The sequence below is a fragment of the Vibrio sp. S17_S38 genome, from assembly GCF_014694375.1.
Classification (GTDB): Bacteria; Pseudomonadota; Gammaproteobacteria; order Enterobacterales; family Vibrionaceae; genus Vibrio.
On the sequence record NZ_JAAUWW010000003.1, the window covers coordinates 221,484 to 243,486 of the forward strand.

The 22,003-nt window shown below is 40.3% G+C and carries 16 protein-coding genes and 10 tRNA genes; 17 read left to right on the forward strand and 9 right to left on the reverse strand.

Translation table 11 applies throughout. The features are described 5' to 3' along the window. Window positions 1-102 precede the first annotated feature (102 nt). The 3 genes from HC725_RS04020 to trmB form a co-directional block, all read right to left on the reverse strand. A complete protein-coding gene (locus HC725_RS04020) occupies window positions 103-630 on the reverse strand; it encodes a hypothetical protein (RefSeq protein ID WP_190330484.1) in 528 nt (175 codons plus the stop codon). Window positions 631-764: 134 nt separating this feature from the next. Beyond that, window positions 765-1,688: a glutaminase B gene (gene glsB / locus HC725_RS04025; RefSeq protein ID WP_190330485.1), complete on the reverse strand. Its 924-nt coding sequence runs from the start codon at window positions 1,686-1,688 to the stop codon at window positions 765-767. Window positions 1,689-1,803: 115 nt separating this feature from the next. Next, entirely contained in the window at window positions 1,804-2,523 is a 720-nt protein-coding gene (trmB, locus tag HC725_RS04030) for a tRNA (guanosine(46)-N7)-methyltransferase TrmB (RefSeq protein WP_190330486.1), read from the reverse strand. Between the two features lie 322 nt (window positions 2,524-2,845). On the opposite strand from trmB, the gene mutY reads away from it, so the two are divergent. From mutY to HC725_RS04095, 13 genes are all read left to right on the forward strand, one after another. Then, window positions 2,846-3,967, forward strand: a complete 1,122-nt coding sequence (gene mutY / locus HC725_RS04035; protein WP_190330487.1) for an A/G-specific adenine glycosylase — start codon at window positions 2,846-2,848, stop codon at window positions 3,965-3,967. Beyond that, entirely contained in the window at window positions 3,964-4,236 is a 273-nt protein-coding gene (locus tag HC725_RS04040; protein WP_190330488.1) for an oxidative damage protection protein, read from the forward strand. The genes mutY and HC725_RS04040 overlap by 4 nt, the downstream gene beginning before the upstream one ends. A gap of 98 nt (window positions 4,237-4,334) precedes the next feature. Next, window positions 4,335-5,471: a membrane-bound lytic murein transglycosylase MltC gene (gene mltC / locus HC725_RS04045; protein WP_194687858.1), complete on the forward strand. Its 1,137-nt coding sequence runs from the start codon at window positions 4,335-4,337 to the stop codon at window positions 5,469-5,471. A 116-nt stretch (window positions 5,472-5,587) separates the two neighbouring features. Next, window positions 5,588-5,663, forward strand: a tRNA-Phe gene (locus HC725_RS04050). 66 nt (window positions 5,664-5,729) lie between these two features. Next, window positions 5,730-5,805 (forward strand) — tRNA-Thr (locus tag HC725_RS04055). 6 nt (window positions 5,806-5,811) lie between these two features. After that, window positions 5,812-5,887: transfer RNA gene (locus tag HC725_RS04060), tRNA-Phe, on the forward strand. 54 nt (window positions 5,888-5,941) lie between these two features. Continuing rightward, window positions 5,942-6,017 (forward strand) — tRNA-Asn (locus tag HC725_RS04065). Window positions 6,018-6,306: 289 nt separating this feature from the next. Further along, window positions 6,307-7,905 (forward strand): lytic polysaccharide monooxygenase, encoded by a 1,599-nt coding sequence (locus HC725_RS04070; protein ID WP_190330489.1) that lies wholly within the window; start codon window positions 6,307-6,309, stop codon window positions 7,903-7,905. Between the two features lie 253 nt (window positions 7,906-8,158). Continuing rightward, window positions 8,159-8,234, forward strand: a tRNA-Phe gene (locus tag HC725_RS04075). Window positions 8,235-8,296: 62 nt separating this feature from the next. Next, a tRNA-Thr gene (locus HC725_RS04080) sits at window positions 8,297-8,372 on the forward strand. Between the two features lie 42 nt (window positions 8,373-8,414). Next, window positions 8,415-8,490: transfer RNA gene (locus HC725_RS04085), tRNA-Asn, on the forward strand. Window positions 8,491-8,527: 37 nt separating this feature from the next. Beyond that, a tRNA-Thr gene (locus HC725_RS04090) sits at window positions 8,528-8,603 on the forward strand. Between the two features lie 44 nt (window positions 8,604-8,647). After that, a tRNA-Asn gene (locus HC725_RS04095) sits at window positions 8,648-8,723 on the forward strand. A gap of 45 nt (window positions 8,724-8,768) precedes the next feature. On the opposite strand, the gene HC725_RS04100 is transcribed toward HC725_RS04095, so the two are convergent. From HC725_RS04100 to HC725_RS04115, 4 genes are all read right to left on the reverse strand, one after another. After that, window positions 8,769-10,196 (reverse strand): NAD-dependent succinate-semialdehyde dehydrogenase, encoded by a 1,428-nt coding sequence (locus tag HC725_RS04100; RefSeq protein ID WP_190330490.1) that lies wholly within the window; start codon window positions 10,194-10,196, stop codon window positions 8,769-8,771. A 165-nt stretch (window positions 10,197-10,361) separates the two neighbouring features. Next, window positions 10,362-12,152, reverse strand: coding sequence for a GtrA family protein (locus HC725_RS04105; protein ID WP_190330491.1), 1,791 nt, complete (start codon window positions 12,150-12,152; stop codon window positions 10,362-10,364). Further along, on the reverse strand, window positions 12,121-13,080 hold the full coding sequence (locus tag HC725_RS04110; protein WP_190330492.1) for a glycosyltransferase family 2 protein: 960 nt from the start codon (window positions 13,078-13,080) through the stop codon (window positions 12,121-12,123). Before HC725_RS04110 ends, HC725_RS04105 begins: the two co-directional genes overlap by 32 nt. A 496-nt stretch (window positions 13,081-13,576) precedes the next feature. Continuing rightward, window positions 13,577-13,661: transfer RNA gene (locus HC725_RS04115), tRNA-Leu, on the reverse strand. A gap of 204 nt (window positions 13,662-13,865) precedes the next feature. On the opposite strand from HC725_RS04115, the gene HC725_RS04120 reads away from it, so the two are divergent. Further along, complete coding sequence (locus tag HC725_RS04120; RefSeq protein WP_190330493.1) at window positions 13,866-14,339, forward strand: RDD family protein; 474 nt, start codon at window positions 13,866-13,868, stop codon at window positions 14,337-14,339. A gap of 87 nt (window positions 14,340-14,426) precedes the next feature. Here the strand turns inward: HC725_RS04120 and lptG are convergent, their stop codons facing one another. Continuing rightward, window positions 14,427-15,500 carry an LPS export ABC transporter permease LptG gene (gene lptG, locus HC725_RS04125; protein WP_190330494.1) on the reverse strand — a complete coding sequence of 358 codons (1,074 nt, stop codon included), beginning with the start codon at window positions 15,498-15,500 and terminating at the stop codon, window positions 14,427-14,429. Window positions 15,501-15,502: 2 nt separating this feature from the next. Then, window positions 15,503-16,603 (reverse strand): LPS export ABC transporter permease LptF, encoded by a 1,101-nt coding sequence (gene lptF / locus HC725_RS04130; protein ID WP_190330495.1) that lies wholly within the window; start codon window positions 16,601-16,603, stop codon window positions 15,503-15,505. A gap of 249 nt (window positions 16,604-16,852) precedes the next feature. Here lptF and pepA point away from each other — a divergent pair, with 249 nt between their 5' ends. The 3 genes from pepA (at window position 16,853) to HC725_RS04145 (ending at window position 21,938) form a co-directional block, all read left to right on the forward strand. After that, entirely contained in the window at window positions 16,853-18,370 is a 1,518-nt protein-coding gene (gene pepA / locus HC725_RS04135) for a leucyl aminopeptidase (RefSeq protein ID WP_190330496.1), read from the forward strand. Between the two features lie 118 nt (window positions 18,371-18,488). Beyond that, window positions 18,489-18,938: a DNA polymerase III subunit chi gene (locus HC725_RS04140; RefSeq protein ID WP_190330497.1), complete on the forward strand. Its 450-nt coding sequence runs from the start codon at window positions 18,489-18,491 to the stop codon at window positions 18,936-18,938. A 123-nt stretch (window positions 18,939-19,061) separates the two neighbouring features. Next, on the forward strand, window positions 19,062-21,938 hold the full coding sequence (locus HC725_RS04145) for a valine--tRNA ligase (protein ID WP_190330498.1): 2,877 nt from the start codon (window positions 19,062-19,064) through the stop codon (window positions 21,936-21,938). Window positions 21,939-22,003 lie beyond the last annotated feature (65 nt).

Sequence of the window (22,003 nt, forward strand, 5' to 3'; positions counted from 1 at the left end):
CAGAAATGAAATGCCTGAATTTAGGTGATCGTAATAGCAGGATAACCATAACGATAACCTAAACATCTGAGCACGATATGTAATGACACGACTCAGAGAAAATTAGGCTAATGAAGAGGGATATTGTTGAGGGATATATTGTAAATTGCTGTCTTTCCATGAAGAAAGCCGTGATGCTTGAGTATTCGTTTGCATCATCCAGTTTAACTGGGGACTCAATACTTCGGTAAAGTACTGAGTTGTCTCGAGATGAGGCAGAATTGGAAACTCAAATATTTTCACATATTCAGGCGTGAGTTCATCATCACTCACATTGATATGAGCAAAGCGTAATGTAAAACCATTGATGTAAATATCATGGCTTAAATCAATTGATGACGTCAGCTTTGGTATTGGACTGGTATATTTCGATGTACTATTTGATGAACAACTTAATACATTGTTCGATGCGCATTTGTTCAATACGGATAGCGTTGATAATTCAGTATCATTCTTCGATATGATGTGATTTACAACTGAAGTGGAACTCACCAATGGAGGAGTTAACCTTAAATCAGACGTATGCTCTGCCTTAGCGTGTACAGCGCCAATAAAACAAAAGCAGAGTAAGAAAAGTCGAAGATAAAACACATAGTTCTCTTAAAAAATAAATACACATATATAATGAAGTCGAATGGATAAAATATCAATACTGTTACTAAGGATAACGAGAAATATCAAAAAATAAAATCCTCCCTAATAATTATTAATATCCGTTGATGGTTCTAGAATATCGAGCGACCTAATTCAGTCGAGAGCATTTCTAACACCGCTGTTCCCGCCAGTGAGTTGCCCGATTTATCCAATTCTGGCGACCATACTGCAATACTCATTTCCCCAGGAATAACGGCAACAATGCCACCACCTACGCCCGATTTCCCTGGCATACCGACTCTAAAGGCAAACTCTCCGGCGCCATCATACAAACCACAAGTGGCTAATAAAGCGTTAAGACGTTTCGTTTGATTTGGTTGAATAATTTGCTTTCCAGTATGAACCGATTGCCCTTTGTTGGCCAAATAACTAAAGGTTTTGGCTAAATCAACACAACTCATTTTAAGTGCACAAGCGTGGAAATAGTTATTTAAAACAGGGATCACTTCATTATCAAAATTACCAAATGAACGCATCAAATACGCAATAGCCGCATTACGATCACTGTGCTGCATCTCTGAAGCCGCAACCACTTTGTCATACACAATATGGGTGTCGCCCGATAATTTGCGTGTGAAATCCAATAAGCGTTGACGAGGTGCAGCCAAACGACTTTGTAGCATATCCGCTACTACAATTGCACCTGCATTAATAAACGGATTTCGTGGAATTCCCTGCTCAACTTCCAGCTGGATCATTGAGTTAAACGCTTGCCCTGAAGGCTCTTTACCCACTCTCGACCATATTTCTTCTGGCTGGTAAAGCTGCATAGCTAACGTTAGGCTTAATGCTTTTGAAATAGATTGAATAGAGAAAGCTTCATCTGCATCGCCCGCTTTAATCACTTCACCATCATTGGTATAAATCGCAATACCTAGCTTATCATTAGAAATACAAGCCAATGCAGGGATGTAATCGGCCACTTTTCCTTTGCCAATTAAAGGTCGAACTTGATATAGGATATGTGACAATAACTCTTGTGTTGCTTGTGGCATATCAACTCCTTTCGTTCAGACTAAACCAATAGATACTGAGAATAAAAAAGCCAGCACAATTTGCTGACTTTAATTTTGATAAATGAAATTTAGCGATGGAATTCAGAATAAAAACTTAAATTGTGCGGCGGTATTTTATATCCCACACACCATGACCCAGACGATGGCCACGCGCTTCAAACTTAGTTAATGGACGCTCATCAGGACGAGGAATAAAATCACCATCGGTTGCAATATTTTCAAACCCAGGCGCTTGGTTCATAACTTCAACCATATGCTCTGCGTAGTTTTCCCAGTCAGTAGCCATATGGAAAACACCTTCATTCAAAATCAACTTATTGCGGATCATCTCTGCAAAACTCAATTGAACAATACGGCGTTTGTGGTGACGTTTTTTATGCCAAGGATCAGGGAAATATAACTGCAAGGTGATCAAGCTATTATCTGGGATCATATGCTCGAAAACTTCAACAGCATCATGACACATAACACGTAAATTAGTCACCCCAGCTTCTTGCGCGGACGCTAAACATGCGCCAACACCAGGACTATGCACTTCAATTCCTAAAAAGTTTTTCTCTGGCGCATTTTTTGCCATTTCAACTAAAGATGCTCCCATACCAAAACCAATTTCTAACACGATAGGATTATTGTTACCAAACACTTCACTCCACTCAAGACGCTGCTCAACGAAATCGATACCCATCGTTGGCCAACAATCATGAATCGCGTTTTCTTGCCCTTTAGTTAAGCGCCCTTCACGGCGAACAAAACTGCGAATTCGTCTTACAATTTTGCCATCTTCAGTTAATTGGGGTTTGGTTACTTCTGTCATGATTTCGCCTGAGGGTTTAAATAAAAAAGGAAAATATAAATTACCTTCAAAATAATTGGAGTTGCAGATTCAAGTATGAAGATATATGTGGGAATTATCCAAAGATACGCCCAAGGTGCAAGCTTTTCTCAGCTTAATTGGTGAATTTATTTACACTGGCATCAAACCTATGCACTAAATAATTGAAGTAACAGTGAGATGATGAGTAAGTGATAGCAATTAACAAAACGGCATCTTCAAGTATGAAAGGGATAGACTGTTTACATAGGCACTCGTGTATGGTGCAATCTCACCACTAATTAAAATAACAAAAGATATTATCGTGAGCACATTTTCCCAAGCCATTCTGCAATGGTACGAAAACTATGGTCGTAAAACACTCCCTTGGCAAATAGACAAAACGGCTTATAAAGTATGGCTATCTGAAATCATGCTTCAGCAAACCCAAGTCACGACTGTTATTCCTTATTTCTCTCGCTTTCTCGAACGCTTCCCAACGGTAAAAGATCTTGCTAATGCCCATCAAGATGAAGTGCTGCATCTTTGGACTGGCCTTGGTTATTATGCAAGAGCTCGTAATCTTCACAAAGCGGCTCAAATTGTCGTTCAGCAACACCAAGGTGAGTTCCCTCTCAATATTGAACAAATGAATACACTTCCGGGGATCGGCCGTTCAACCGCCGCCGCGATTTTGTCTTCTGTCTATAAACAATCTCATGCCATTTTAGATGGGAATGTAAAACGCACATTAGCGCGTTGCTTTGCAATCGAAGGTTGGCCCGGACAGAAAATCGTTGAAAATCAATTATGGGAAATAGCGGAGCAGAACACACCGAAATTAGAAGTGGATAAGTACAATCAAGCAATGATGGATATGGGCGCAATAGTGTGTACTCGCTCTAAACCCAAATGTGACTTATGCCCCATAGAACATTTATGCCTAGCGAAAAAACAAAACCGACAACTGGATTTTCCGGGTAAAAAGCCAAAGAAAGAAAAGCCAGTAAAAGAAACCTGGTTTGTAATGCTGCATCACGATAATCAAGTTTGGTTAGAACAACGACCACAATCTGGGATCTGGGGTGGTTTATATTGTTTCCCTCAACACGAAACAGACGAGATTGAGCATCAATTAGGTCATCGCTCTATAACCGACTCGATGATAAAAAATAAACAAGTATTAACGGCATTTCGTCATACTTTTAGCCATTATCACTTGGATATAACGCCTATATTGGTGAATTTAACCCGAGAACCCAGTTTGGTGATGGAAGATAAGCAAGGTCTTTGGTATAACTTATCCCAACAAAATGATGCTCCCACCCAAGAGATCGGTTTAGCTGCACCTGTGAAGCAGTTACTGCACCTTCTTTCTTTCGAATGTAAGGTTGATATCTCCGCCAGCGAGCATAACCACTATTTATCCAAAGAGGACTCATTATGAGCCGCACTGTATTTTGTACTTTCTTAAAAAAAGACGCCGATGGTCTGGATTTTCAACTGTATCCAGGCGATCTAGGCAAACGTATTTTTGACAACATCAGTAAAGAAGCATGGGGCCAATGGCAGCATAAACAAACCATGTTAATTAATGAGAAAAAACTCAATATGATGGATGCTGAACATCGTAAATTACTAGAAACAGAAATGGTTAATTTCTTGTTCGAAGGTAAAGATGTCATCATCGAAGGCTACACGCCACCGAGCGAATAGCTGAAAAAGCATTGAACTATAAGAAATGAAGAGGCAAGTATTTTGCCTCTTTTTCATTCGACATCACATTCCTACAACTCACCATAAAATTAAAAACAATGAATATAAAAAAGTCGTTATTCATCTTAGTCTTCCTGAGTTTATCGGGTTGCAGTCGTGAGTTTGTAGAGGGCGTGTATGATGTCAACTATACCCCGTCTAATCGTTACGCTAAGAATTTAGCCCCCCTTCCCGGCCAGTTTCAAAAAGATACCGACGCTTTAGATAATTTGATGAATCAATTCTCTGGCGATGTCGCAAGACGCTGGGGAAAAAATGATATAAAAATGGCTGGTGCAAAAACTTATGTTAAATATACCGATGATTACTTAAACCGATCTGATATCGATTTTGATAATGGTACCGTCACCATCGAAACAATCGCCTCAACTGATCCTACAGATCATCTCCGTCACGCCATTGTCACTACCTTGTTAACACCCGATAAACCTGGCAATGTTGATCTATTTTCATCCAAAGAAATCGCTTTAGGCGGTAAACCATTCCTAGCAGGCCAAGTTCTCGATCAAAATGGTAAATCGATAGAATGGTCCTGGCGGGCAAGTCAATTTGCAGATTACCTGATCAAAAACAAGCTACAGAAGCGACAAGTTGATTTTAAAACCTCTTACTATGTCACTATTCCCATGGTGCAAAACCACTCAAAACTGCGCAGTTATCAATACGCAAGTATCGTACGTAACGCATCTAAAAAATATGACATTCCCGAAGATTTAATTTACGCCATTATAAAAACAGAAAGTAACTTCAACCCTTACGCAGTTAGTTGGGCAAATGCTTACGGCTTAATGCAGATAGTCCCTAAAACAGCAGGCCATGATGTATTTAATATCGTGAAAGGTAAATCAGGCATGCCAAGTCCTGAGTATTTATATAACCCAGTTAATAATATTGATACCGGTACTGCTTATTTTCATCTACTCAAAACTCGCTACTTAAAAGGTATTAACAGTCCCACTTCTTTGCAATACAGTATGATTTCAGCCTATAACGGGGGTGCGGGTGGTGTATTCAATACCTTTGGTGGAGGAAAAACCACCGCAGTTAACAATATTAACCGCAATCAACCAAGCCAAGTTTATTGGGCCTTAACCAAAAAACATCGAAATGCGGAAGCTCGTCATTATCTAGAGAAAGTGACTCGATATAAAAAAGACTTCCATGCAATGAAGTGAAATGTACATAAAACCACCTTTAATGCTTAAATAGTCAGCAAACGAATGCTTTTTTCACATTTTTAATAAAAACCTATTGACGATAGAGGCGAAAATCCGTTTAATAGCGCTCCGTTGCCCGGATAGCTCAGTCGGTAGAGCAGAGGATTGAAAATCCTCGTGTCGGTGGTTCGATTCCGCCTCCGGGCACCACAATTTAAAATTGTTGGTGTCGTAGTTTTAAATATCAACAGTAGTAAAAAGTAAAAGATATAGTGTGCCGACTTAGCTCAGTAGGTAGAGCAACTGACTTGTAATCAGTAGGTCACCAGTTCGACTCCGGTAGTCGGCACCATCTTTTGCCTCGATAGCTCAGTCGGTAGAGCAGAGGATTGAAAATCCTCGTGTCGGTGGTTCGATTCCGCCTCGAGGCACCATATTTTGAATGGTGCGTTAAAATTTAGTTTTAATTGCCATTGTAAAAGAGTAATTCCCCTTTAGTTCAGTTGGTAGAACGGCGGACTGTTAATCCGTATGTCGCAAGTTCAAGTCTTGCAAGGGGAGCCACTTTCGAAAAAGCCTCGTCATTTGATGAGGCTTTTTTTGTATCTAAATTTCATGCAATTAAACAAATCCCTATCGACAACAATACCAGCAATAGCTTTGTGTTATTTTTCTGTTAAAGCCTTCCGACTTCCAGTCAGACTCTCAAAAGATTAAGTCCTCGTGCAACATTTAATCAATTAATTCGAACTCCATTTAAAACCGATAAAACTGTATTCAGCTTTATCTTCATTCCCATCCAAACTGATCGTGCTCAAACCAACTAATCCGATGATGTCATATGGAGATAAAAATGAAATCTAACAACTTAGCAATAAGCGCCCTACTAGGCCTTATTGGTTTTTCTGCGTTACCCATAACAGTACAAGCTCATGGTTACATGGACTACCCACCAGCTAGACAACAGATTTGTGATATAGATGGCGGTTATTGGGATTCAACCGATGGCAGCACTATTCCTAACGTAGCTTGCCGCGCTGCATTCATTGAATCAAGTTGGACTCCGTTTGTACAAAAACCTGAATTTTCCACCTTAGTTTCCAATTACAACAACCAAGCTGCCGTTGAAGCCACTATTACTGATGGTCACCTTTGCTCTGCTGGCGATAAAGCAAAACATGGGATTGATTTACCTTCTGCTGACTGGCAAAAAACAACAATTGATTTAAGTAATAATGGGAAAATAACCCTTCAATATCGTGCTAATACACCTCATAACCCAAGCTTCTGGAAGGTCTATCTAAGCAAGCCAAGTTACGACTCAGCCACAATGCCGCTTTCGTGGAGTGATTTAGACCTTATTGCCGACTTTGGCAACTTGCAAACAGCCACTTTAGGAGGCGTAAAGTATTACCAAATGGAAGTTACATTACCAACTGATCGCGTAGGCAATGCAGTGATTTATACTCGTTGGCAACGTCAAGATCCTGCCGGTGAAGGTTTCTACAACTGTAGTGATATTACTTTTAGCGAAAATACGAATGGTGGTGGTACTAATAGCCCTCTCGATAAGTGGGTTAGTTCTGGTAGCTACATATCTTCAACCCTTGATGCCAATGTTGGAGATACCATCTGGTTCCGTATTTTCGATAACAATGGTAATGAAACCGTTTTCGAAAAGTTCCCTATCACAAATGAAGATGAACACGTCTGGGGACAAGACCTTGCCACTCTGATAAATCAAAAATATCCTCAAATAATTAAAATCGGCTTAAAAAATAATGCAAACGAAACTATTGAATATCAATCGAATGATTTATATAGCAACTTAGTTTATTTACTTGAACCTGAATATACTCAACGACTTGAAATAAAAACAGGCAATAACGCCCCCGTAATTGATGCCCCGACACAGTTAAATATCGAATCAGGTCAAAGCCTGACTTTTTCGATCTCAGCAACGGATCTAGATAATGATCCGTTACTCTTTAATATCGATAGAGGAACCATCCTTAGTCAAAGTGGAAATAGTATCGTTGTTAATTATCAAGCTCCGGAAACTACAACTGATAGCAACGACACCATCACGGTTTCCGTCGGCGATCCAACTTCAACCAGTAAGGTGACAATAAATATCACGATTACTACACCACAAAGTAATGGTGGAGAGACAGGTTCTGAAACAACGTGGGATATGGATACCGCCTACAACACTGGTGATACAGTGCTCTTTGAAGGCCTAACTTATACCGCTAAATGGTGGACTAAAGGAGACTCACCGAAAACATCCTCAGTTTGGGAAGCTCAAACTGTGAAAGGTGAAACAGAATGGTTAGCAAGCTTAATTTACGAATCTGGAGATATCGTTTCTTACCAAGAAATATCCTATCAAGCCCAGTGGTGGACCAAAGGTGAACAACCCGATCTAGGCGGCGCCTGGGTACAAAAGTAATTGAACATTAATCTGGCTCAATGAAATTTATTGCAGTAAAAATAAGGCGGTCCTTCAGTTTTGGAAATACCAGAGCTGAGGGATTTTAATATCAAACAAAGACTAGATTTCTTCATCCATGATAATGATATTGTGATTTTTTCGACAAAGATGCGAATAAATACACAATAGCGATTATAAAATCGGCAAACGAATATTTTTTTAAATTTTACTGTTGACCTTAACTCCGAAAAACCGTTTAATACCCCCCGTCGCCCGGATAGCTCAGTCGGTAGAGCAGAGGATTGAAAATCCTCGTGTCGGTGGTTCGATTCCGCCTCCGGGCACCACTGTTTTATAGTTGGTGTCCATGACAAATAGACATCAATGTTATTAAAGAAGAAAATTTCGTGCCGACTTAGCTCAGTAGGTAGAGCAACTGACTTGTAATCAGTAGGTCACCAGTTCGACTCCGGTAGTCGGCACCATTCTTCTAGTTTGTTTTATTTAAAATAAACAAAACGAATAATTCCCCTTTAGTTCAGTTGGTAGAACGGCGGACTGTTAATCCGTATGTCGCAAGTTCAAGTCTTGCAAGGGGAGCCACTTTTAGAATGCTTGATTTAATTCAAGCACTCAAAAAGCCGACTTAGCTCAGTAGGTAGAGCAACTGACTTGTAATCAGTAGGTCACCAGTTCGATTCCGGTAGTCGGCACCATTTCTCTCTTTTATTAATAATGAGAAGAATTAAAAATAGATAATTCCCCTTTAGTTCAGTTGGTAGAACGGCGGACTGTTAATCCGTATGTCGCAAGTTCAAGTCTTGCAAGGGGAGCCACTTTCGAGAAAGCCTCATCATTTGATGAGGCTTTTTTGTTTCCGATTATTTAGTCAAACCACCAATACAGACATACTTCGTCTCTAGGTACTCTTCCAAACCTTCTTTAGCACCTTCACGGCCATTACCGGATTGCTTTACACCGCCAAATGGAGCCACTTCGGTTGAAATAATCCCCTCATTGACTCCGACCATGCCGTATTCTAGGTTATGTGCGACTCGCCATATACGGTTCATATCTTGGCTGTAAAAGTAAGCGGCCAAACCATAAATAGTATCATTCGCCATTTTGATCATTTCTTCTTCATGGCTAAAGCGAATGATAGGTAGAACAGGGCCAAAAATTTCACCTTGAACTAAAGGACGATCATGTTCAACATCCACTAGTACTGTCGGTGCGATAAATTGCCCCTCTAACAAGACCTCACGATTGATTTGCCTTGCTCCTCGACCTTTGGCCTCAGTGATAAGATCAGCCACTCTCTGCTTCGCTTGCTTAGAAATTAGTGGGCCGATATCAGTCCCTTCATCCAAGCCATTACCGACTGTTAACTTATCTACCGCTTTGACTAACTTTTCAACAAAGGCATCATAAATACCGTCTTGCACATAAAATCGATTCGAACACACGCAAGTTTGCCCTGCATTCCTAAATTTACTGGCGATAGCACCTTGTACCGCACTATCAAGATCAGCATCATCGAAAACGATAAATGGAGCATTGCCTCCAAGTTCCATTGATGTTCGCTTTATGGTCGAGGCACATTGCATCAGTAATTTACGCCCAACTAAAGTCGAACCGGTAAATGAGAACTTCCTGACTGAAGAGTGATAAGTAAATGCTTCGCCAATATCATGGGAATCCCCCAGAACCATGCGTAATACATTCTTGGGGATTCCAGCCTGATAAGCCAGCTCGGTGACAGCAATCGCAGTTAATGGTGTTGACTCAGAAGGCTTACAAATAAAGCTACAACCGGCGGCTAATGCTGGAGCAGCTTTACGAGTGATCATGGCTAGAGGAAAGTTCCACGGCGTAATGGCAGCAGTCACACCAATCGCTTGTTTGACCGTTAGGAGGGTTTTATCATTTGATGCAGAAGGAATCGTTGAACCATATGCCCGCTTCCCTTCTTCAGCGAACCACTCAATAAAAGAAGCGCCATAGCGAACTTCACCTAGTGATTCCTTCAATGGCTTACCACCTTCTAAGGTAATAATGCGTGCGAGGTCATCTTCATTATCAATAATGAGTTGGTACCATTTCTTTAATAATTTACTACGCTCATCTGCTGGGCGTTTTTGCCACTCTATCTGACCAGTTTCAAGTTCAAGGATCTGATCTTCTACTTGAGCTTGGGTCGTTGTTTTTACCGTGGCTAACAAGCTGTCATCAAATGGATTAAATACCGAAAGACCTTTACCTTCAGTTATCGCCGATGTCAGAAGTGTCTTATTTTTTAATTGATTCATACTGTTCCTTACTTCCAAAGCAAATAGTCGTTTATTAAAGCTTCGGATAAGAGTGTCACAAACTCAAGCGCTTAGATAGAAAAAAGCCCTAGCCATGATGGCTAGAGCTCATTTTACAGTAGAAAAATAATCTTCATTACTTCGATCTAGTGGGTCAATATCAGGTCAATCAATTGAAACGAACAAGACTCTCCCGTCTTTCTTAATTGTCGTTTCTACTTTGATTTCAGAACGTTTAACGTCAAGTACATCGATATTTACTTTTTTCCAACCATATTGATAAAGGTATGGCTTAATATAATGAGAACTTAAATTAGATAGCGTTTTAAAGGATCCTGAGTGTGTTTTTTCAAACATATAGTGGCTCATTTTCACCCTATCAACACTCACGATGACCTTATCAAATAATTGCGGTTGTTGAAGATAGTTGTGAGTATCATTTCGCTCTAATATCTCAGCCATAACATTTCTTGTATTAGCATAAGTATAATTATAATCATGTGTCTGATATGCAAATGGGATAAACAACGCTAAAAGCGTTAATAAACGCCACCGTTTATTGGGAATAATCAGCAGCAACATTGCCATACCAATAGGGAATGTTACTCCAGAGCGTAATGGCACTTTCACCCCTAGCGGCACTACGCTGGCATATAATGAAATAACCACAAGAATAATAATTATGGTGTATTTGAAGTGCTTCACTAATGCCCACAATGCCGTTAAAGTTATCGGCACGTAAAGCCAAAGACTGAGCTGACCAATATAATTAAAGAGTCGATCAAAGTTAGTAGCACTTTTGGAGATATTACCAATTAGCGACGACAAACTATTGGTGGGAGTTTGCTGTCTCCAACTGACAAAATGAATGAAGGTTGCATGATCAGTAAACATCGATGTGTATAAATAGACCAAACTATTTGCTACAGCATAACCAAGGACATACCCAAGTATCCAAAAGCATAGAAACTTAAATATCTCTCCATAGCTGGCTTGTTTTAAAGTCGAAAGGTAAAGCAGCGGCATCAAAAAATAAAAGGCTGGGTAAGTCGCGAATAACAAAATACCCGCCACGATTAACATTGCTGAAGTATTAAGCTTATCTTTACAGCAAGCAAAAAGTGCCAACATAAAACAACCTGGAACTAGAGTCATTGGCCATTTAAGTAACATGGTAAAGGTTGGGATATTCACAATTAATAAAGCGACTGCTATCGCCAACCAATACTCTTTTTTGATCCCCATTACGACTTTGTAAGCAAAGATAAAAATACAAATATTAGCAAGGCTCGCCGCAATAACCGCAGACAAACCATGTAATGGATAATATAGTGCAAAGTTAATCCAGCGCCCTTCGGTAGTAAATTTATTAGCGTAGCCATCCATATAAGGTAACGCATCATGAGCGACATTAGCAGACATCGCCAGGTGTAGATTCAGCGCGGTTACAATTGCAAACACAGCCAGTACAAACCATTGAATCACTAATAATGGATCAATACGTCCATCATCATTATATAAGCCTTGAATCAATCTATTCATTGAAACTCCATCTGTGAACACTTTTTTGTAACCCAGATAATTAATCCCCATCGAGACGCATACCGCCAATGCCTGAGCAAAATATACATGCAGGTTGCCGTAATGCACTAGAAAATATAATGCGCCCGTTGAGCACGCTAGCGAAGTTAAATTCACCACACAAAAAGGAAGAAATTGCCCACCTTTTTTACCGCTGTTAAAAACAAAGGTCCGATTAAGCGCATAACTAACTAGCATTCCAACAAAATACGACAAGACCGAAGAGAGTAAATAACGATCAGAAATCTGATAAAGAGCAATAAAAGCTAAATATGCAGTAACCGTATTCAATACTCCAACCATGGCAAAGCGGATTTTTTGTTGGAAATCTGCATACACAAGATTAGTCAGTAATTGAGCGGGCTTCTTCAGCATTTATATTTCTTCTTTCTTTAAGAATGTACAAAGGACGATTTTTCGATTCTTTATAAATACGAGCGACATACTCACCAACGATGCCGATAGAAATCAGCTGTACACCGCCCATAAATAAAATGGCGACAAACAATGACGTCCAACCAGACACCCAATGGTCAGTCATAATTCGAACATAGACAAAATACAGTAGCATTAGCATCGAAATACCAGAGCAAATAAAGCCCATCATGATAGACAGCTTCAATGGCTTAACAGAAAAAGATAAGATTCCATCTAAACCAAACTTAATCATCTTAGTTAATGGATACTTTGATTCTCCTGCAAAACGAGCAGAACGTTCATAAGTAATTGCGGTTTGATTAAAACCGATCCAACTCACCATACCTCGAATAAAACGAGACTTTTCAGGCATGGCGATTAAGTGATCCACCACCTGGCGGTCCATCAAACGAAAGTCACCAGTATCAAGTGGAATTTCAACTTCAGATAGGTAACTTAATAAGCGATAAAAACTTTTTGCCGTAATACGTTTAAACCAAGACTCACCTTCTCGGCTAGCCCGAGTGCCGTAAACGACATCAAAACCTTCTTCCCACTTCACAATCATGTCAGAGATAACTTTAGGAGGATCTTGCAGATCTGCATCAATTAAAACAACAGCATCACCTGTGCTCACATCTAATCCTGCACTTACCGCTTGCTGATGGCCAAAATTACGTGAGAATGAAATCGTTCGAATATTTTCATGCTGCTTGCTATAAGCCAAAAGTTTTGATTCTGTATCATCTGAACTACCATCATTAACGAAGATAAGCTCAAATTTATAATTAGAAATCCCCCCCGTCACAGAAAGTAATTCCTCAACAGTGAAATCAATAACCTCGCTTTCATTAAAACAAGGGATCACAATAGACACTGTTTTCATATATTCTCCTTACTTTTATCCATTTTAGGCTATATCAGCGGCACTATGCCTGTATTTTATACATTCATAATGATTGAAGCTAACAGGTCTATGTGAGGAAACTGACAAGTAAAAACATAAAACTTACTCACAACGTATTAATAATGCTAATTCTTAGTCAATTTAATCAAAAGCACCTAAAGATAAAACATCAATGGTGGGTATTCTCTCAAAACAAATGTTCAAGATGGGATAGTTACCAGACAACTTTAGTTACAAATATAATTTGCACTAAAATATGGAATGAGGGAACAAAATGTTTAGTCCTGGCAGAAAAAACGTAACAATCCGCACCAAAGTCACCAGCGATAATTTTATCAATGCTCTTGAGCTATAAAATTTTTTATCCAGTGAGCAGGTTAAGTCGTCTTTTGTGAGTTTTAGGAAAGGTTAAAAGTAGGGGTGATAATCATAGATATAAAAAAGCCCCGACACTGTCGAGGCTTTTTTAACAATTTGGTAGCGGTAGGCGGACTTGAACCGCCACGCCCGAAGGCAACGGATTTTGAATCCGTCGTGTATACCAATTTCACCATACCGCCATTTTTACTCTATAACACGTTAGATTGCTGCTAAGGAGTGGGAAGAATTATACTTATGCGAATACATCGTGCAAGTATTTAATCTTGAAATTGATTTAATCGCTGATATTTTCATCATAAATCACGACTTTATCGGCTTTAGTACTTTTCAGTTGTCTTCCAAGTGGCTATCCTGCTGATAAATTAAATAATAATAAGAGTGCTATGACTTCCCTACCCAACCAGAAATCCGCAGGATTCTTTCGCCGCCTTGGCGCTTTGCTTTACGATACTTTAATTATTATCGCCATTGAAATGATAGCGGTAGGTATTATTATCGCGACCATGGAAGCTTTAGTTTACCTTGGTATTATGGATTATGGTCACTATATCGATGCTAGCGATCTGCTTTCCCATCACCCAATTTGGCGTTGGGTTTTCCACACTTATATTGTGTTAGTCTGGTTTGGCTTCTTTAGTTTCTTTTGGCAAAGAGGACAAACACTTGGTATGCGGGCATGGAAAATAACAATTATGAATAAGGATGGAAGCACTATCAGTTTCAAGCAGTCTTTGATTCGTTTTTGTACATCATTTCTAGGCTTGGGAAACTTGCTCTCAATTGTGTTACCGAGCAAAAAATCGCTGCAAGATATCTGTGCTCAATGTCAGGTAGTGTATTCATCTCAAATTCGTTAGGTACTTTTTGAAAGATTAATTCACAATGAGAATGATATAAAAAAGGATGCCCAAATTGAGGCATCCTTTTTATTATATCTAACGTTGCTATAGCTTACGCCGCATCAACATAACCGCGACTATTAAGAATAAAACACTTGGTGTTAGCGCTCCAATCACTGGAGGGATCCCGTATACCAAACTCATAGGACCAAAGACTTCACTGGATATATAGAAAGTAAAGCCAGCGACAATACCAGATAACGTTCTCGCCCCCATCGTCACCGAGCGCAACGGGCCAAAGACAAATGACAATGCAAGTAACATCATCACAGCAATAGAAAGAGGCTGAAAAACTTTACGCCAAAATGCAAGGTCATAGCGCGATGCATCTTGCTTGGAATCTTTTAAGTATTTAACGTAACTGTATAAGCCACTTAAAGGTAGCTCTTCAGGTTTTACCGTTACTACTGCTAATTTGTCAGGAGTTAATGTCGTACCCCACTCATAGGTAGGAAGTGTACTTTTAGACAGTTGTACATCATTTTCCATCTTGGTTATTTGAACGTTTTTCATCACCCAACGATGACCTTGCTCATAATTCACAGTATCAGACACTAGAATATTTTTGAGGTTTTTATCTTGATCAAATTGCCAAATACTTACGCCACGCAATTCATCCTCGCCATTCACTCGTGCTATATAAATGAAGTTATCTCCATCTTTAGCCCACACCCCATCTCTGACAGAGGTAATACTGCCACCAGCTATCGAAAGTGCGCGTGAGTCACGAGCTAATTTCTGTGCTTGCGGTGAGCCCCACTGACCTAAAATCATAATCATGATCATCAAAGGCACCGCTGTTTTTAACACTGAAAGACCAATATCTAACTTCGAAAATCCTGAAGCTTGCATAACCACAAGTTCGGAGCTTGCCGCCAGCATACCCAAGCCAATCAAAGATCCTAGCAAAGCAGCCATAGGAAAAAACACTTCGATATCACGAGGAATACTAAGCAAAACAAAGTACAGCGCTTCCATTAAATCGTAAGTGCCTTTGCCAACTTTACGTAGTTGTTCTACATATTTAATAATGGCAGACAAGCCAACTAGGGTCGCTAAACACAAAGAAGAGGTCGCGATAATGGTTCTACCTATATACCAATCGAGAATTTTAAACACGCTTAACTTCCCTTATTCTTTTTGATTCGGTCTTTAATCTTGCGGACAAAGACACTATCTAAACTATTAAGAATGATACCTACAAGCAGCAATCCAGCATTGATTGCCCACATTCCTAGCCATGCGGGTACAGAGCCATCTTCAATCGCTGACTTCATTGCACTGATCGATAAGAAATACGCTAAATATAATAAAACAGCAGGCCCTAGCTTTGCAAAACGCCCCTGACGTGGATTGACAGATGATAACGGTACGACCACCAAAGTTAATAATGGAATACATACGATTAAAGTGATCCGCCATTGCAACTCGGCTTTCGCTTCTAAATCTGAATTATTAAGCAGATCTGGTAGTGGAAGAGCTTCCCATTTTCGCTTTTTAATTTTAGCTTCACGTTGACCGATTAGACCTGAATATTCATCATAACTGGTATTCATATAGTCTAGCGAACCTGGAATTCCTTCGTAACGAACACCGTCTTTAAGTGTAAGCATTTGCCTTCCATCGGCAAACTCTTCGGCAACACCAGAGTTAGCAAACATAACACTTGGGCGAGTAGAATCTTTGGTTACAGCTTGTGCGACAAAAACATTGGTGAGTTTTTTATCTTTAATATCATCAACAAATACAACAGCTTCACCATTAGGCGCTCGCTGAAATTGACCTTTTTTCAATAAATCAATGCTGCTGCTAGTAGACAATTGCTCCATCAATTGAGTGACTTTTTCTTGGCTCCAAGGTGATAACCACAAAGAGTTGACCAAGCCAATTGCCCCTGTAATTAATGCTAGATACAACGCCGCATGGATAAGAAATTTATTTCCTATCCCCGTAGCATTCATCACAGTTATTTCACTTTCAGCATAAAGACGGCCGAAGGTCAAAAGTATCCCGACATAGATACTCAAAGGGAGCATTAACAGGCCCATTGTGGGCATATTTAAAGCAACGACTTGTAAAATCATGCTGGCAGGAATATCGCCATCAGAGGCTTCAGCAAGCACACTTATGAATTTTTGGCTGAAAAATACGAGAAAAAGCACAAAGAAAACGGCTAGCTGGCTTTTGAGTGTCTCGCGGATCAAATATCTAACAATAATCACGCAGTATCACCTATACAAAACTTGTTTTTTTGACGGAATCACTATAGTTTTCCGATGAGTCTATTATTTTTAATCATTTTTAACTATATTATTTGTTAATAATCTTACTTTTATTGAAACGTAAGATTTTCTATTTTTTTAAGCCAAAGATGGTTTGCTTCATTCTAGAACACTTTTATCAAAAAAAAGTATCTAAAACAGCATTATCCATCATTTGGCTCTATTTGTCTTTAGGATGTAGGAGTACGCATGGAGTTCAGTGTAAAAAGTGGCAGTCCAGAAAAACAACGCAGCGCATGTATCGTTGTCGGTGTTTTTGAGCCACGTCGCCTTTCTCCTGTCGCAGAACAACTTGATAAAATCAGCGACGGCTATATTAGTTCATTATTACGCAGAGGTGACCTCGAAGGTAAGCCAGGCCAAATGTTATTGTTGCATCAAGTACCCGGCATTTTATCTGAGCGTGTTTTACTTGTTGGTTGTGGTAAAGAGCGCGAACTCGGTGAACGTCAATACAAAGATATAATCCAAAAAACCATTGGCACCTTGAACGACACAGGTTCAATGGAAGCGGTATGCTTTTTAACTGAGTTACATGTCAAAGGTCGTGATACCTATTGGAAAGTTCGCCAAGCAGTTGAATCAACAAAAGATAGCTTATATACCTTTGATCAATTCAAGAGTAATAAACCAGAAACTCGCCGACCTTTACGCAAGCTAGTCTTTAATGTGCCAACTCGCCGTGAATTAAACCTTGGCGAAAAAGCAATTTCTCACGGTTTAGCGATTGCATCAGGTGTTAAGTCATCAAAAGATCTTGGCAATATGCCGCCTAACGTTGCCAATCCAGCTTATTTAGCTTCCCAAGCTCGTCGCCTTGCCGATGACTTTGAAACCATCACCACTAAAATTATTGGTGAAGAGGAAATGGACAAGCTTGGAATGCACTCTTATCTTGCCGTTGGCCGTGGTTCTCGTAACGAGTCCATGATGTCAATCATGAGCTACAAAGGCAATCCTGATTCTGAAGCTAAACCTATCGTTTTAATCGGTAAGGGCTTAACGTTTGATTCAGGTGGTATTTCATTAAAACCAGGCGAAGCGATGGATGAAATGAAATACGACATGTGTGGCGCAGCCTCTGTTTTTGGCACTATGAAAGCATTGGCAAAGCTAAATTTACCGATAAATGTTGTTGGTGTGTTAGCGGGTTGTGAGAATATGCCAGGAAGTAATGCGTATCGTCCTGGCGATATTCTAACCACCATGTCAGGTCAAACTGTGGAAGTCCTTAATACTGACGCAGAAGGTCGATTAGTATTATGTGATGCATTAACTTATGTTGAGCGTTTTGACCCAGATTGCGTAGTCGATGTAGCTACATTAACAGGCGCATGTGTGATTGCACTTGGGCACCATATTAGTGGTTTAGTGGCTAACCATAATCCACTTGCGCATGAGCTGATTAATGCATCGGAACAAGCAGGCGATCGCGCATGGCGTATGCCGATGGCAGATGAGTATCAAGAACAATTAAATAGCCCATTTGCCGATATGGCCAATATTGGTGGTCGCCCTGGTGGCACGATTACTGCGGGTTGTTTCTTGTCTCGCTTTACTAAAAAGTATAACTGGGCACACCTTGATATTGCTGGCACAGCATGGAAATCAGGTGCACAAAAAGGCTCTACGGGTCGTCCGGTTTCTTTATTAGTTCAATTCTTATTAAACAAAGCCTCTACTGGCCAAGTTTTATTAGAAGAATAATATATATCCATAGTAATTGAAGTCGTGAGATAAAACCTATATATCAAAAGGGCCGTTGTGCCCTTTTTTGTGTTTTATCTTTGGCGCATTTTTAATTTTGATTAATGAGCTTTGATATATGAGTATCGCCACATTTTATCTAATTTCACCAGACTCACCCCAAACGTCAGAAATCGGCCATATTGATTATGTGATTTTTTTGGCACGCCATTTTGCCCAGCAAGGTGCAAAAGTTTATATTAATGCCCAAGATAAAACGCAAGCGGAAATAATAGATGAACACTTCTGGAGACAACAAACTGAAAATTATCAAGCACATAACTTAGTAGGTGAAGGGCCTAATTTTGGCACTCCGATTGAGATTGGTTACCCAAATAGCAAGTTTAACCGCAACCGGCAGCTAGTCATCAATTTGAGTAATGATGCGACAACTTTTGCCCAGAGCTTTACACAAGTGGTAGACTTCGTGCCTTGCGAAGAAAAAGCAAAGCAACACGCCCGAGAAAGGTATAAAATCTATCGGCAAGCTGGCTTTGAAATGCAGACGATTAATATCAGTAACGAATAAGAATTTATTGCTAAACCAACAATGTTTTTATAAGAAACAGCCTCTTTATGTTGTTTTCGCTATAACGTTTTACGTTGATATTACCCTTATTTTTCACGCTCACAGTATCGATAAAAGAAGACTATGGAAAAGACATATAACCCAACATCAATTGAACAAGCGCTATATCAGCGTTGGGAAGAAGCTGGTTACTTTAAGCCTCATGGTGACACATCAAAAGAAGCTTATAGCATTGTGATCCCACCACCAAACGTCACTGGTAGCCTACACATGGGTCATGCTTTCCAAGATACCATTATGGATACTTTGATCCGTTGTGAGCGAATGAAAGGCAAAAATACCCTTTGGCAAGTTGGTACCGACCACGCAGGTATCGCTACCCAAATGGTAGTTGAACGAAAAATTGCCGCCGAAGAAAATAAAACCAAACACGATTATGGCCGTGAAGCTTTCATCGACAAAATTTGGGAATGGAAAGCCGAATCGGGTGGCAATATTACTCGCCAACTTCGCCGCCTTGGCGCATCGGTTGACTGGGATCGTGAACGCTTTACCATGGATGACGGTTTATCTAACGCCACCAGAGAAGTATTTGTTCGCTTATATCAAGACGACCTTATTTACCGTGGCAAACGCCTAGTAAACTGGGATCCAAAGTTGCATACCGCGATTTCAGATCTTGAAGTTGAGAACAAAGACAAAAAAGGCTTCATGTGGCACTTCCGCTATCCATTAGCGAATGGCGTAAAAACTGCTGATGGTAAAGATTACATTGTGGTCGCCACTACCCGCCCAGAAACCGTACTTGGTGATACTGGCGTAGCGGTAAACCCAGAAGATCCTCGTTACAAAGATTTGATAGGCAAAGAAATCTTACTGCCATTAGTTAATCGTTTAATTCCTATTGTGGCCGATGAACACGCCGATATGGAAAAAGGTACAGGTTGCGTGAAAATCACACCAGCTCATGACTTTAACGATTACGAAGTCGGTAAACGTCATCAACTGCCGATGATCAACATCCTAACGCTCAATGCTGATATCCGTGATAGCGCAGAAGTGTTCACCACTACAGGTGAAGCATCTGATGCTTATAGCACCGAAATTCCTGCACAATTCCAAGGTATGGAGCGTTTTGCTGCACGTAAAGCCGTAGTAGCTGAACTGGATGCGTTAGGTTTATTAGAAGAAGTAAAAGATCATGATTTAACCGTGCCTTACGGGGATCGTGGTGGTGTAGTTATCGAACCAATGCTAACTGACCAATGGTACGTCCGTACTGCTCCTTTAGCAGCGCCTGCGGTAAAAGCCGTTGAAGATGGTGAAATCCAATTCGTACCAAAACAATATGAAAACATGTACTTTGCATGGATGCGTGATGTGCAAGATTGGTGTATCTCACGCCAACTTTGGTGGGGTCATCGCATTCCAGCTTGGTATGACAACGATGGCAACGTCTATGTTGGCCGTGATGAAGAAGAAGTTCGTGCACAAAATAACTTAGCTCCAGTTGTGGTACTGCGCCAAGATGATGACGTGCTTGATACGTGGTTCTCATCGGCATTATGGAGCTTTGGCACCATGGGCTGGCCTGAAAAAACACAAGATCTTTCCACTTTCCACCCAACTGATGTCTTAGTGTCTGGTTTTGACATTATCTTCTTCTGGGTTGCGCGTATGATCATGATGACCATGCATTTTGTGAAAGATGAAGATGGCAAACCACAAGTTCCATTTAAAACGGTTTATATGACGGGACTTATCCGTGATGAAAACGGCGATAAGATGTCGAAATCGAAAGGCAACGTACTTGACCCAATCGATATGATTGACGGTATTGGCCTTGAAGAACTAGTTGAAAAACGTTGTGGCAACATGATGCAGCCAAAGCTGGCAGCTAAAATTGAAAAAGCCACTCGTAAGACATTTGAGGGTGGTATTGAACCTTACGGCACCGATGCATTACGCTTCACGCTTGCAGCCATGGCTTCAACAGGACGTGACATCAACTGGGATATGAAACGCCTAGAAGGTTACCGTAACTTCTGTAACAAGTTATGGAATGCTAGCCGTTACGTATTAATGAATACAGAAGATCAAGATTGCGGTTTTGCAGAAGGGAGCGAGTTATCTTATTCTCTTGCCGATCGTTGGATTGAATCTCAGTTCGAACTCGCGGCAAAAGACTTCAACACTCATATCGAAAACTTCCGTTTAGACATGGCGGCTAACACGCTGTATGAATTTATCTGGAACCAATTCTGTGACTGGTATTTAGAACTAACGAAACCAATTCTATGGAAAGGTACTGAAGATCAACAACGCGCCACCCGTCGCACTTTGATCACTGTCCTTGAAAAAACGCTACGTCTTGCGCATCCAGTATTACCATTCATTACCGAATCAATCTGGCAGAGTGTGAAATCACTGGTTAAAGGCGTTGAAGGTGACACCATTATGACACAGGCATTGCCTCAGTTTAATGCGGATAACCTAGATGAAGCCGCTGTTGCCGATATCGAATGGGTGAAACAATTCATCACTTGTATTCGTAACCTGCGTGCTGAGTACGATATCGCGCCAAGTGTGCCTTTATCTGTCATGCTAAAAGCAAATACAACTGATACAGCTCGTCTGCAAGCCAACTTAAAGGTACTGACTTCTCTGGCGAAGTTAGAAGAAATCAAAGTACTTGCAGAAGGCGAAACTCAGATCGATGGCAAAGATATCCCAGCTTGTGCAACCGTATTAGTAGGCAAATCAACGCTAATGATCCCAATGGCAGGCTTGATAGACAAAGATGCAGAACTGGCTCGTTTAGATAAAGAATCGGTTCGAATTCAAGGCGAAATCAAACGTATTGAAGGTAAACTCAATAACCAAGGTTTTGTAGCTAAAGCGCCAGAAGCCGTTGTCGTAGCAGAACGAGGTAAACTTGAAGGTTACCAAGAGACCTTGGTGAAACTAGAAGAACAAAAAGCCACTATTGCTGCATTATAATAACTTGCTTACAGATAAAATCGTGTTTATCGTTTCTTGATAAACCGCAAAAATAAACAAGGTCA

Coding starts and splice junctions, on each gene's coding strand:
- glsB (WP_190330485.1), bottom strand. CDS start 1,688: ATGCCACAAGCAACACAAGAGTTATTGTCACATATCCTATATCAAGTT.
- trmB (WP_190330486.1), bottom strand. CDS start 2,523: ATGACAGAAGTAACCAAACCCCAATTAACTGAAGATGGCAAAATTGTA.
- HC725_RS04040 (WP_190330488.1), top strand. CDS start 3,964: ATGAGCCGCACTGTATTTTGTACTTTCTTAAAAAAAGACGCCGATGGT.
- mltC (WP_194687858.1), top strand. CDS start 4,335: ATGAATATAAAAAAGTCGTTATTCATCTTAGTCTTCCTGAGTTTATCG.
- HC725_RS04070 (WP_190330489.1), top strand. CDS start 6,307: ATGAAATCTAACAACTTAGCAATAAGCGCCCTACTAGGCCTTATTGGT.
- HC725_RS04100 (WP_190330490.1), bottom strand. CDS start 10,196: ATGAATCAATTAAAAAATAAGACACTTCTGACATCGGCGATAACTGAA.
- HC725_RS04105 (WP_190330491.1), bottom strand. CDS start 12,152: ATGCTGAAGAAGCCCGCTCAATTACTGACTAATCTTGTGTATGCAGAT.
- HC725_RS04110 (WP_190330492.1), bottom strand. CDS start 13,080: ATGAAAACAGTGTCTATTGTGATCCCTTGTTTTAATGAAAGCGAGGTT.
- HC725_RS04120 (WP_190330493.1), top strand. CDS start 13,866: ATGACTTCCCTACCCAACCAGAAATCCGCAGGATTCTTTCGCCGCCTT.
- pepA (WP_190330496.1), top strand. CDS start 16,853: ATGGAGTTCAGTGTAAAAAGTGGCAGTCCAGAAAAACAACGCAGCGCA.
- HC725_RS04140 (WP_190330497.1), top strand. CDS start 18,489: ATGAGTATCGCCACATTTTATCTAATTTCACCAGACTCACCCCAAACG.
- HC725_RS04145 (WP_190330498.1), top strand. CDS start 19,062: ATGGAAAAGACATATAACCCAACATCAATTGAACAAGCGCTATATCAG.